This is a genomic window from Streptomyces sp. NPDC002176 (assembly GCF_044903645.1).
GTDB lineage: Bacteria > Actinomycetota > Actinomycetes > Streptomycetales > Streptomycetaceae > Streptomyces.
Genome location: NZ_JBJDQW010000006.1, coordinates 508,248 through 519,785, shown reverse-complemented (window position 1 = coordinate 519,785; position 11,538 = coordinate 508,248). Strand labels below are relative to the sequence as shown.

11 protein-coding genes are annotated in these 11,538 nt (G+C 71.9%); 2 read left to right on the top strand and 9 right to left on the bottom strand.

What is annotated here, in order from left to right; genetic code table 11:
• Nucleotides 1-397: 397 nt before the first annotated feature.
• Nucleotides 398-1,405 (bottom strand): stage II sporulation protein M, encoded by a 1,008-nt coding sequence (locus ACI2LY_RS28015; RefSeq protein WP_404709558.1) that lies wholly within the window; start codon nt 1,403-1,405, stop codon nt 398-400.
• A gap of 140 nt (nt 1,406-1,545) precedes the next feature.
• Here ACI2LY_RS28015 and ACI2LY_RS28010 point away from each other — a divergent pair, with 140 nt between their 5' ends.
• Nucleotides 1,546-2,424, top strand: coding sequence for an RDD family protein (locus ACI2LY_RS28010; RefSeq protein WP_404709557.1), 879 nt, complete (start codon nt 1,546-1,548; stop codon nt 2,422-2,424).
• Here the strand turns inward: ACI2LY_RS28010 and ACI2LY_RS28005 are convergent.
• From ACI2LY_RS28005 to ACI2LY_RS27970, 8 genes are all read right to left on the bottom strand, one after another.
• Nucleotides 2,421-3,047 carry a hypothetical protein gene (locus ACI2LY_RS28005; RefSeq protein ID WP_404709556.1) on the bottom strand — a complete coding sequence of 209 codons (627 nt, stop codon included), beginning with the start codon at nt 3,045-3,047 and terminating at the stop codon, nt 2,421-2,423. The genes ACI2LY_RS28010 and ACI2LY_RS28005 overlap by 4 nt on opposite strands.
• A 121-nt stretch (nt 3,048-3,168) precedes the next feature.
• Nucleotides 3,169-4,626 (bottom strand): adenosylhomocysteinase, encoded by a 1,458-nt coding sequence (gene ahcY, locus ACI2LY_RS28000; protein WP_389006878.1) that lies wholly within the window; start codon nt 4,624-4,626, stop codon nt 3,169-3,171.
• A 372-nt stretch (nt 4,627-4,998) separates the two neighbouring features.
• Complete coding sequence (locus ACI2LY_RS27995) at nt 4,999-5,979, bottom strand: cation diffusion facilitator family transporter (protein ID WP_404709555.1); 981 nt, start codon at nt 5,977-5,979, stop codon at nt 4,999-5,001.
• 139 nt (nt 5,980-6,118) lie between these two features.
• Nucleotides 6,119-7,267, bottom strand: coding sequence for a mannose-6-phosphate isomerase, class I (gene manA / locus ACI2LY_RS27990; protein ID WP_404709554.1), 1,149 nt, complete (start codon nt 7,265-7,267; stop codon nt 6,119-6,121).
• Between the two features lie 53 nt (nt 7,268-7,320).
• Nucleotides 7,321-8,448: an SIS domain-containing protein gene (locus tag ACI2LY_RS27985; protein WP_404709553.1), complete on the bottom strand. Its 1,128-nt coding sequence runs from the start codon at nt 8,446-8,448 to the stop codon at nt 7,321-7,323.
• A gap of 75 nt (nt 8,449-8,523) precedes the next feature.
• Entirely contained in the window at nt 8,524-8,694 is a 171-nt protein-coding gene (locus ACI2LY_RS27980) for a Trm112 family protein (protein WP_149548927.1), read from the bottom strand.
• A gap of 176 nt (nt 8,695-8,870) precedes the next feature.
• Nucleotides 8,871-10,232 carry a phosphomannomutase/phosphoglucomutase gene (locus ACI2LY_RS27975; RefSeq protein WP_404709552.1) on the bottom strand — a complete coding sequence of 454 codons (1,362 nt, stop codon included), beginning with the start codon at nt 10,230-10,232 and terminating at the stop codon, nt 8,871-8,873.
• A gap of 73 nt (nt 10,233-10,305) precedes the next feature.
• Nucleotides 10,306-10,728 carry a DUF3499 domain-containing protein gene (locus ACI2LY_RS27970; RefSeq protein ID WP_030814457.1) on the bottom strand — a complete coding sequence of 141 codons (423 nt, stop codon included), beginning with the start codon at nt 10,726-10,728 and terminating at the stop codon, nt 10,306-10,308.
• A 310-nt stretch (nt 10,729-11,038) separates the two neighbouring features.
• Between ACI2LY_RS27970 and ACI2LY_RS27965 the strand changes: the two genes are divergently transcribed.
• On the top strand, nt 11,039-11,488 hold the full coding sequence (locus ACI2LY_RS27965) for a metallopeptidase family protein (protein ID WP_389006893.1): 450 nt from the start codon (nt 11,039-11,041) through the stop codon (nt 11,486-11,488).
• Nucleotides 11,489-11,538: the final 50 nt, after the last annotated feature.

The window sequence follows — 11,538 nt, the reverse complement described above, 5'->3', positions numbered from 1 at the left end:
GCTGTTGAGTTCTCAAGGAACGGTCGCTTCCTTTGTACTCACCCTCTCGGGCTTTCCTCCGGGCTTCCCTTCGGTGTTTCCGACTCTATCAGACCGTTTCCGATCCGATTTCCTCGGTGCTTTCCAGTTCTTCGCTTTCGCGTTTCCCTTTCCGGCGGTTCCGACTCTATCAGAAGTTTTCGGCCGGTCTTACCGGCGCTTATTTCTGATTAATCAGAGAGTGCTTCTCGGAAGTCGCATTCAGCGATTCCCTTGCGAAGCCAGATAAAGCTTAACGGTTAGCCGTGAGCTTGTCCAGCTCCAGGCAACTGTTCGACTCTACCTCCCCGCTCCACCCGTGTCAACAGGTTTTGCGGGGCGATGAGGAGACTAGCAGTTGAGCGGGGCTCTACGCACATCAGGCGGCGGAGGGGACGGACGAGCTGCGTTCGGCCTCCTGGAGATCACCGGTCTCCCCCTCGCGTACCGCGCGGCCGCCGAGGACGTAGACGTAGGCGAGGAACGCCAGCTCGGCCAGGACGCCGATGGTGATGCGGGCCCAGGTGGGCAGGCCGGACGGGGTCACGAAGCCCTCGATGGCGCCGGACACGAACAGCACCAGGGCCAGTCCGATGGCCATGCCCAGCGCGGCCCGGCCTTCCTCCGCGAGTGCGGTGCGGCGGGTGCGCGGGCCGGGGTCGACGACCGTCCAGCCGAGCCGCAGTCCCGTCCCGGCGGCCACGAAGACCGCGGTGAGTTCGAGCAGGCCGTGCGGGAGCACCAGGCCGAGGAAGGTGTCGAGGCGGCCCGCGGAGGACATCAGGCCGAGGCCGACGCCCAGGTTCAGCATGTTCTGGAAGAGGATCCAGAGGACCGGGAGACCCAGGAAGACGCCGAGGATCAGGCAGAGCGCGGCCGCGTTGGCGTTGTTCGTCCATACCTGTGCCGCGAAGGACGTGGCGGGGTGGCTGGAGTAGTAGGTCTCGTACTCGCCGCCGGGGCGGGTCAGCTCGCGGAGGTGGGAGGGGGCGGCGATCGACGCCTGTACCTCGGGATGGGTGCCGATCCACCAGCCCAGGAGGATCGCGACGGCCGTGGAGACGAGCGCGGTGGGCACCCACCAGTGGCGGGCGCGGTAGACCGCGGCGGGGAAGCTCCGGCCCAGGAAGCGGGTCACGTCGCGCCAGGAGGCGCGGCGGGTTCCGGTGACGGCGCTGCGGGCGCGGGCCACGAGCTGGCTGAGCCGGCCGGTGAGCTGGGGGTCCGGGGCGCTGGAGCGGATGAGGGAGAGGTGGGTGGCGGTGCGCTGGTAGAGGGTGACGAGTTCGTCGGCCTCCGCGCCCGTGAGGCGGCGCCGACGGCGGATCAGGGCGTCGAGGCGGTCCCACTCGGCCCGGTGTGCGGCGACGAAGACGTCCAGGTCCATCGGGTCTGCCTGCTCCTCGGCTCGTCGTGGCCCGCCGCCACCGGACAACGGAACACTGTCAGCTTGTCCTACCGGCGTGCGATGCGCCCTCAGCTTGGCAGACTTGCGTCCCAGGGGTGGGCGAGGGAAGGACGGCGGGCGTGAGTGAGCTGGTGACCGGTGAGGCGGTGGCGCTGGAGCTGCGGCCCGCGAAGCTGCCGAGCAGGGCGTTGGCCGTGCTGATCGATCTGATCGTGGCCGTGCTGGTCTATGTCGCGGTGGTGCTGGGGCTCGTGGCGGCCACCTCGTCGTTGGACGATGCCGCGCAGGCCGCGCTGTCGGTGGCGGTCTTCCTGCTGGTGCTGGTCGGGGGGCCGATCGCGGTGGAGACGCTGAGCCATGGGCGGTCGCTGGGGAAGCTGGCGTTCGGGCTGCGGGTGGTGCGCGACGACGGCGGTCCGGTGCGGTTCCGGCACGCGCTGGTGCGCGGCGGGGTCGGGATGGTCGAGATCCTGATGACGTTCGGGGTGGTGGCGTGCATCGCCTCGCTGGTCTCGGCGCGAGGGCGGCGGCTCGGGGACGTGTTCGCGGGGACGCTGGTGGTGCGGGAGCGGATTCCGGTGGGGCGGGCCGGGGTGGCGCCGCCCGTGCCGCCGGAGCTGGCGGGGCGGTTCGGGGAGCTGGATCTGTCGGCGGTGCCGGACGGGCTCTGGCTCGCGGTGCGGCAGTACCTGTCGCGGATGCACCAGCTGCAGCCGCAGATCTCCTGGTCCATGGCCTCGCGGCTGGCGGCCGATGTCGCCGCCCGAACGGGGGCCGTCGTGCCGCCGGACCTCCAGGCGCGGCCCGACGCTTTTCTGGCGGCCGTGGTGCATGAGCGGCAGGCCCGGCAGACGCAGCGGCCTCAGTACGGGGCCGCTGGTGCGGGGGCGGACTCGGTCACGGTGACTCCCACACCGGCCCCGGCCGTTGAGCAGGCGCCGGGGCGTGTGGAGGGTGGGTCCGGCTCGCGGCCGACGGGCTTCGCGCCGCCCGCCTAGCCGGTCGGCGGGTCGAACGCCGACGGCGGGCTCTGGAGGTCCTCCAGCTCGATGCCGGGGGCCGAGAGGACCACGTCCCCGGAGATGTGCACCGCGTGCCTTTCCCCCGTGTCCAGGGCTGTGACCTGGTATTCGTCCACGAGCAGGGGGCCGTTGTCAGTGGCGTGTGTTTCTCTGTCGATCAGCGCCCAGGACTGGTCCACGGTGCGGGGGGCGAGGACCGGGTCGGTGAGGGCGACGAGGCGTACGCGGGTCGCGGAGGAAGAGGGGGTGAGGCGCAGGAGACGTGCGGTGGCGACGAGGAACGCCGGGGACAGGCCGGTGAAGGCGTGGGCGGGCACATTGCCTTCCGTGGCCTCGGTCCCGGTGGGGTCGGTACGGACCCAGGTGACGCCGTCGAGGGCGGCGCCGCGTACTTGCCAGCCGCCCGCGTGGAGTTCTAGGCGGAGGGGGCGGCCGAGGTCGTCGAGGGCGAGGTCGACGGAGCCCCGGTGGGCTCCCTCGGGAGTGGTCAGCTGGGAGACGTAGCGCCAGCCGGAAGGGCCGGGGGCGCACTGGAAGTGTTCTTCTGCGAGGGGGGTGTGATCGTGCGGATCGTGGAGCGAATATCGGCCGCGCGGCATGGGGGGTCCTGGGTTCTGGCGGGGTGACGGCCCGGTCCGGGGCCGCTGGTCCGGCGGAAAAGGGGCAGGCCCCCGGCACGGGGGTGCGGGGGCCTGCCTGGGTGGTGCGGGGATCAGCGGATCAGTAGCGGTAGTGGTCCGACTTGTAGGGGCCCTCGACCTCGACGCCGATGTACGCGGCCTGCTCCGGGCGCAGCTGGGTGAGCTTGACGCCCAGCGAGTCCAGGTGGAGGCGGGCGACCTTCTCGTCCAGGTGCTTGGGGAGCACGTAGACGCCGGTCGGGTACTCGTCGGGCTTGGTGAACAGCTCGATCTGGGCCAGGGTCTGGTCCGCGAAGGAGTTGGACATCACGAACGACGGGTGGCCGGTGGCGTTGCCCAGGTTCAGCAGGCGGCCCTCGGACAGGACGATGATCACCTTGCCGTCGGGGAAGGTCCAGGTGTGGACCTGCGGCTTGACCTCGTCCTTGACGATGCCGGGGATCTGCGCGAGGCCGGCCATGTCGATCTCGTTGTCGAAGTGGCCGATGTTGCCGACGATGGCCTGGTGCTTCATCTTGGCCATGTCGGTGGCCATGATGATGTCCTTGTTGCCGGTCGTGGTGACGAAGATGTCGGCCTTGTCGACGACCTCGTCCAGCGTCGTGACCTGGTAGCCGTCCATGGCCGCCTGGAGCGCGCAGATCGGGTCGACCTCGGTGACGATCACGCGGGCGCCCTGGCCGCGCAGGGACTCGGCGCAGCCCTTGCCGACGTCGCCGTAGCCGCAGACGACGGCGGTCTTGCCGCCGATGAGGACGTCGGTGGCGCGGTTGATGCCGTCGATCAGGGAGTGGCGGCAGCCGTACTTGTTGTCGAACTTCGACTTGGTGACGGCGTCGTTCACGTTGATCGCCGGGAAGAGCAGGACGCCGTCGCGCTGCATCTCGTAGAGGCGGTGGACGCCGGTGGTGGTCTCCTCGGTGACACCGCGGATCTCGGAGGCGAGCTGGGTCCACTTCTGGGAGCCGTCGCTGATGGTGCGGTTGAGCAGTTCGAGGATGACGCGGTGCTCGTCGTTCTCGGCGGTGTCGGGCGAGGGGACCTTGCCGTCCTTCTCGTACTCGACGCCCTTGTGGACGAGGAGGGTGGCGTCGCCGCCGTCGTCCAGGATCATGTTCGGGCCGCCGGTGGGGCTGTTCGGCCAGGTCAGGGCCTGCTCGGTGCACCACCAGTACTCGTCCAGGGTCTCGCCCTTCCAGGCGAAGACGGGGACGCCCTGCGGGTTGTCCGGCGTGCCGTTCGGGCCGACGGCGATGGCGGCGGCCGCGTGGTCCTGGGTGGAGAAGATGTTGCAGGAGGCCCAGCGGACGTCGGCGCCGAGGGCGACGAGGGTCTCGATGAGTACGGCGGTCTGCACGGTCATGTGCAGGGAGCCGGTGACGCGGGCGCCGGCCAGGGGCTGCGCCTCGGCGTACTCCTTGCGGATCGACATCAGGCCGGGCATCTCGTGCTCGGCGAGGGTGATCTCCTTGCGGCCGAACTCGGCCAGGGAGAGGTCGGCGACCTTGAAGTCCTGTCGGTTGTCGACAGTGGTCATGGCGGGCTGCTCCTCGAAGTCGGGGCGAGAGGTACGGCTGGTCTGCACGGCGACGGACACAGGGGTGCCCCGGGAAGAGGACACAGGCATGCCCGCGTACGCGCAGCGCAGTCCGTCGGAGGCCCTCTCTCCCTCGGCCGGTCCGCTACGGGACCGCCCGACCGCCATCAGCAGCGACGTCTGGCTCGGTCCCAAGCTACACCGGAGGAAGGGGGCTGCCCCAGTCCGCGTCCGGACACCGCGTGCCGTCGGGGTGACGGATGTGGCGCGAACGGGTGGGTGCGGGGCGCGGTGTCCGGGTGTGCCGAGGCCCCCGGCGCGGCCGGTGTGGACCGGGTGCGGCGGGGGCCTCGGCGCGGGGCCGGGTGGGCTCTAGTGGTCGGTCGCGTGCGGGTTGGGGCCGCCCGGGGTGGCCAGCGGGTCGGGGCCCTTGGCGGCCTCGGCGGCGCTGTAGATGTCCGGCTCCAGGTAGATGACGCGGGCGATCGGGACGGCCTCGCGGATGCGGGCCTCGGCGGCGTTGATCGCGTGGGCGACCTCGGCGGCCGTGTCGTCGTGCTGGACGGCGATCTTGGCGGCGACGAGGAGTTCCTCGGGGCCGAGGTGGAGGGTGCGCATGTGGATGACGCCGGTCACGGTGTCGCCGTCGACAATGGCGGTCTCGATCTTCTTGACGTCCTCCAGGCCCGCGGACTCGCCGAGCAGGAGGGACTTGGTCTCGGCGGCCAGGACGAGGGCGATCAGGACGAGCAGGACACCGATGCAGACGGTGCCGATGCCGTCCCAGACGCCGTTGCCGGTGAGCAGGGCGATGCCGACGCCGCCGAGCGCGAGGACCAGACCGATGAGCGCGCCGAAGTCCTCCAGCAGGACGACCGGCAGCTCGGGCGCCTTGGCGCGGCGGATGAACTGGGCCCAGGAGAGCTTGCCGCGCAGCTCGTTGGACTCCTTGATGGCCGTACGGAAGGAGAAGCCCTCGGCGATGATGGCGAAGACGAGGACGCCCACCGGCCAGTACCAGTGCTCCACCGGGTGGGGGTGGCTGATCTTCTCGTAGCCCTCGTAGATGGCGAACATGCCGCCGATGGAGAAGAGGACGATGGAGACGAGGAAGGCGTAGATGTACCGCTCGCGGCCGTAGCCGAAGGGGTGCTGGGGGGTGGCCTCGCGCTGGGCCTTCTTGCCGCCGATGAGCAGCAGGAACTGGTTGCCCGAGTCGGCGATCGAGTGGACGCCCTCGGCGAGCATCGACGAGGAGCCGCTGAACGCGAACGCCACGAACTTCGCTGCCGCGATCGCCAGATTGGCTCCGAGTGCCGCCAAGATCGCTTTATTACCGCCTGACGCGCTCATGTGTCCGCGTGTCCCTTCGCCCTCTGCACCCTCGTACGGCCGAACTCTTCGGGAGGGTTCCGTCTTTGCCCGTGCTTTGCCGGTGGGCCATTGTTGCAGTCCCACCGGCGTGTGGCGCGTCAGGTATCCACAGGGGCGGTCATACGATCACAGTGGCGCGGAACAGGGTGCCCTCGCCGGACGCCTCGGTCTTCTCCCCCGCCGGGACGAAGACGGACCGGCCGGGCAGCAGTTCGTGCTCGCCGACGCGGACGGAACCGGCCGTGCACAGCAGGATCTGCGGGGTCTCCAGGGTCAGGTCGCGGGCCGTGCCGCCGGGCAGGACGTACCGGGAGAGGCGGAACTCGTCGATGGGGGTCTCGTAGACCTCCTCGCCGTCCGGGGACACCTCGGGGCGCAGTACGCCGGGGTCGCTCGCCTCGAAGCGGACCACGCGCAGGAGTTCGGGGACGTCGACGTGCTTGGGGGTCAGACCGCAGCGCAGGACGTTGTCGGAGTTGGCCATGATCTCGACGCCGAGGCCGGTGAGGTAGGCGTGCGGGATGCCCGCGCCGAGGAACAGGGCCTCGCCGGGCTGGAGCCGGACGTGGTTGAGCAGCATGGCCGCGATCACGCCGGGGTCGCCCGGGTAGTGGTGGGCCATGTCGGCGTAGGCGGCGTACGGGCCGCCGAGGCGGGCGCAGGCCGCGGTGGCCTCGGTGACGGTGTCGGCCATGGCGGCGGCGTCCGCGGTGAGGATCGCGGTGAGGACCTCGCGCAGGGCGGCGTCCTCGGGGTGGGCGCGCAGCAGGTCGACGTAGGGCTTGAGGGAGTCGACGCCGAGGCCGTCGAGCAGGTCCGCGGCCTCGGCGGGGGCGCGGAAGCCGCACAGGCCGTCGAACTCGGTGAGGGCGCAGATGAGTTCGGGCTTGTGGTTGGCGTCCTTGTAGTTGCGGTCGGGGGCGTCCACGGGGACGCCCCGGCGCTCCTCCTCGGCGTAGCCCTCCCGGGCCTGGGCCAGGTCGGGGTGGACCTGGAGGGAGAGGGGGGCGCCCGCGGCGAGGATCTTGAGCAGGAAGGGCAGCCGGGGGCCGAACTTCGCCACCGCCTCGGCGCCGAGTTCGCGCTCCGGGTCGGCGGCGATGACCTCGACGAGCGTGCCGCGCGGGGTGTGCGAGGGGGCTCCGGGGTGGGCGCCCATCCACATCTCGGCCTGCGGTTCGCCGGTGGGCTCGGTGCCGAGCAGTTCCGGGATGGCGGTGGGCGAGCCCCAGGCGTAGGGGCGGACGGTGTTGTCGAGGCGGTCCATGTGTCTTCTCTGTCTGAAGTACGTGTGCTGCCGGGCGGGTGCCTGGGGTCAGCTCAGGCGCCGGCGGCGAGCGCCAGGTAAACGGCGGCGAAATCAGTGACGGCGATCAGGTCGGCGAGGGTCTCCAGTTCGCCGCCCTCCTCCGGTTCGAGTTCGCTGATCGGGGTGTCGTGGCCGAGGGCCAGGTCACGGGCGGCGGGGGCGGCGCTGAGGCCGCCGAGGGGGCGATCCCTCAGCAGCACCACGCGCGCGTGCAGCGCGGGCGCCTCCTCGACGCGGTCGCGGAAGAAGTCGTCCGGGTCGGCGCGGGCGGCCAGCGGGCCGGAGAGGAGGGCCTCGTGCGCGGCGAGCGCCTCGGGGAGTTCGGCCACCAGGGCGGGGCGGCCCGCGAGTTCGGCGAGCGCGGCGGCGAAGCGGCGGCCCGCGGGGCCCGCGGAGGTGCCCTCCGTCCAGATGACGGGGAGGGCGTCGGCGAGTTCCGCGGCGAGGGTCTTGGCCGCGTTGCCGTACGTGGCGATCGCTGGGCCGCAGCGCTCGGCGACGTGGTCGAGGCGGTCGGCGACCTTCTCCAGCGCGTCCGGGCCCGCGCTGACCAGGCCGACGCGGTCCAGGAGGGCCAACAGCGGGGTGAGCAGGGCCCAGAAGACACCGGAGGAGGACGCGGCGAGCGGCTCGTCCTGGTCGTACGGGGCGGTCGCCATCGGGATGAACATCCCGTGCGCGCCCGCGGCCGCCTCGGCGAGGGGGGTGCCCGCGGGGGCGACGGCCACCACGGAGCAGCCCCGCCGGTACGCCTGTTCGGCGAGGAGGCCGAGGCTCGGTTCGGTGCCGTCGGGGGTAGCGATCAGCAGCAGGTCCACGGAGCCCGCCCAGCCGGGCAGTTCCCAGCGCAGGGCTCCGGGGGCGGGGGCGACTCCGGCCGCTTCGAGGCGGATCACCGGGCTGCCGGGTCCGGCCAGGGTGCCGAGGAGGTCGGCGGTGTGGGTGGCGGCGGCGCCGGGGCCCGCGATCAGTACGGCGCGGGGGCGGCCGTCGGGCTGGAGCGCGCCGACTCCGGCCTCGGTGGCGTGCCGGGCGGCGGTACGGACCCTCGCGCCCGCCTCGGCCGCGCCGCGCAGCAGACCTCGGCGGTCGGCCTCGGCGAGGCCCTCCGGGGTGTCCAGGAGCGATTCGTCGAGCATGGGCGGGGTGCCTCCGATCGCCGGGGTCCTACTGCGTCGCCGGGGTCCTACTGCGCGATGTCTGTCGGCGGTGCCTTACGCCGGGCGGCGGGCCTCGTCGACCAGGAGGACCGGGATGCCGTCGCGGACGGGGTACGCCAGGCCGCAGTCCTGGCCGGTGCAGATCAGCTCCGCGTCCTGCTCCTTGAGGGGGGAGTGGCAGGCCGGGCAGGCCAGGATCTCCAGGAGACCGGCTTCGAGCGGCATGGGGTGTCCCTTCGGGCGGAAAACAGGGTCTACGGATGTGCTGGTCAGCGTACCGTGGCGCTCCGCGGGTTTGGCGGGTGTGTCCCGGCTGCGGGTTCGGGGTGGGCGAGGTTCAAAACATTTCCCACCCGACCCGCCCGTCTCGGTTGGCTGAGAGGGTGCCGTACCGGCTTCCGCTACGCGCGGATGATCGCCAGGGCCTCGTCCCTGATCCTCGTCATCGTGGCCTCGTCCTTCGCCTCGGCGTTCAGGCGGAGGAGGGGTTCTGTGTTGGAGGGGCGGACGTTGAACCACCAGGTGGGGGTGGAGACGGTGAGGCCGTCCAGGGTGTCCACGGTGACCTCGGGCTGGGCCTCGTAGGCGGTGCGGAGGGCGGACAGGCGGGACTGCTGGTCGGTGACCGTGGAGTTGATCTCGCCGGAGCCCGCGTAGCGGTCGTACTCGGCGAACAGGGTGGAGAGGGGGGCGGCCTGGGTGCCCAGGGCGGCCAGGACGTGGAGGGCGGCCAGCATGCCGGTGTCCGCGTTCCAGAAGTCCTTGAAGTAGTAGTGCGCGGAGTGCTCGCCGCCGAAGATCGCGCCGGAGCGGGCCATCTCGGCCTTGATGAAGGAGTGGCCGACGCGGGTGCGGACCGGGGTGCCGCCGTGCTCGCGGACCACCTCGGCGACCGTGCGGGAGGTGATCAGGTTGTGGATGACCGTGCCCGTACCGCCGTTGCGCGCGAGTTCGCGGGCGGCGACCAGGGCGGTGACGGCGGACGGGGAGACCGGGTCGCCGTTCTCGTCGACGACGAAGCAGCGGTCGGCGTCGCCGTCGAAGGCGAGGCCGATGTCCGCGCCCTCCTGCACGACCCGCTTGCGCAGGTCCACGATGTTGGCCGGGTCCAGCGGGTTGGCCTCGTGGTTGGGGAAGGTGCCGTCCAGCTCGAAGTACATCGGGACGACGGTCAGCGGCAGCCCGTCGAGGACGGTCGGGACGGTGTGGCCGCCCATGCCGTTGCCCGCGTCCACGACGACCTTCAGCGGGCGGATCGCGGTCAGGTCGACCAGCGAGCGCAGGTACCCGGCGTAGTCGTCGAGGGTGTCGCGCGCGGTGAGGGTGCCCGGTGCGGCGGCCGGGGCCGGGGCGCCCGACTCGAGCCACCGCTCGGCCAGGGCGCGGATCTCGGCGAGCCCGGTGTCCTGGCCGACCGGGGCGGCGCCCGCGCGGCACATCTTGATGCCGTTGTACTGGGCCGGGTTGTGCGAGGCGGTGAACATCGCGCCGGGCAGGTCCAGCGCGCCCGAGGCGTAGTACAGCTGGTCGGTGGAGCACAGGCCGATCTCGGTGACGTCCACGCCCCGGTTCAGCGCGCCGCGCGCGAAGGCGCGGGACAGGGCGGGCGAGGAGGGGCGCATGTCGTGGCCGACGACGATCGCGGTCGCGTCCGTCACCTCGGCGAAGGCGGCGCCGAAGAGTTCGGCCAGGGCCACGTCCCACTGGTCGGGAACGACTCCGCGCACGTCGTACGCCTTCACGAGTTGCGACAGATCTGCCACGGCCGGCCTTCCTGAAAGTCCATCGGGGGGCCCAAAACTACCCGCCCGGGCGATCAGGTGCGGGGAGGGTGGCTCAGTTGTCGGGCGAGCGCAGGACGCGCAGGTGGCCCCGGCGGGCGACTTCCATGGGGTCGGCGGTGCGTGCGCCACCGCCCGCTCCCGCCGCGCGCTCCTGCGGACGGGCCGCCTCGCGGACCGCGTTGGCCAGTGCCTCCAGGTCGTCGCCGCTGGGGCGGGCCGGGGCGGAGCCGTCGAGCAGCCGGACGACTTCCCAGCCGCGCGGGGCGGTGAGGCGCTCGGAGTGCTCGGCGCACAGGTCGTAGCAGTGGGGTTCGGCGTAGGTGGCGAGGGGGCCGAGAACCGCGGTCGAGTCGGCGTAGACGTACGTCAGCGTCGCGACGGCGGGTCGGCCGCAGGCGGTGCGCGAACAGCGACGTACAAGGCTCACGATGTTGGACGGTACCGCACTCTTGAGCGGGCCGCGACGACTCTCCACCAGGTCACTTTCCCGTGTCGTGCCGTTCCGCGGTCCGGCGGGCCCGTCGTGGGAGCCCCGTGGCGGGGTGCATCAGGTGATGATCCGGTACAAAGCTCTTCCCTCGGGCCCGGTTCGGTGTGTCCGCGCGGGCCGGGCGGTGGCCGGATCGGTCGTGCGGTGGCGAGAAGACGACTGCGCGAACACCGGGAGAAAAGTGCGCGAAGAGTCCGGGGAGGCGGTGCGGAGGGACGGGCAGGCGGGCGGGACCCGGGCGGCCGCCGTGTGGAACCGGGCGGGCGGGGCGGGCGGGGACTACGCTTCTGCGGTGATGGACAACCCTGTACCGCCCCGTGCCGCAGGTCCCCGACCCCGACGCCGTGATCGTCACGGACGGGGCATGCGGGGCCCCATCGCGCCGCCCCAGGTGCCGCTGGCCGCCAGTCGTGCCGACGTGTTCGCGGATCTCGTGCGTGACTCCGTGGAACGGCTGGAGCGGCGCTGGGAGCAGCTGGCCGAGGTGGAGTTCGTGGTGCTGGAGGTGCCCCGGCTGGAGGGCACTGGCGAGGAGTGGGGCGACGAGGGCGTGCCGCTGGGCGGGATCATCCCCGCGCGGGACGGGCGGGGGGCGCGGGTCGTGGTGTACCGGCGGCCGATCGAGATCCGCACCAAGGGCCGCGACGAGCGCGCGGAGCTGGTGCACGAGGTGGTCGTGGAGCAGGTCGCCGAGCTGCTGGGGCTGACCCCGGAGACGGTGGACCCCCGCTACGACGAGGAGTGACGGGCGGCCGTCCCCTCAGGGAGACACCCCCTAGGACGGCCGCCCGGTGT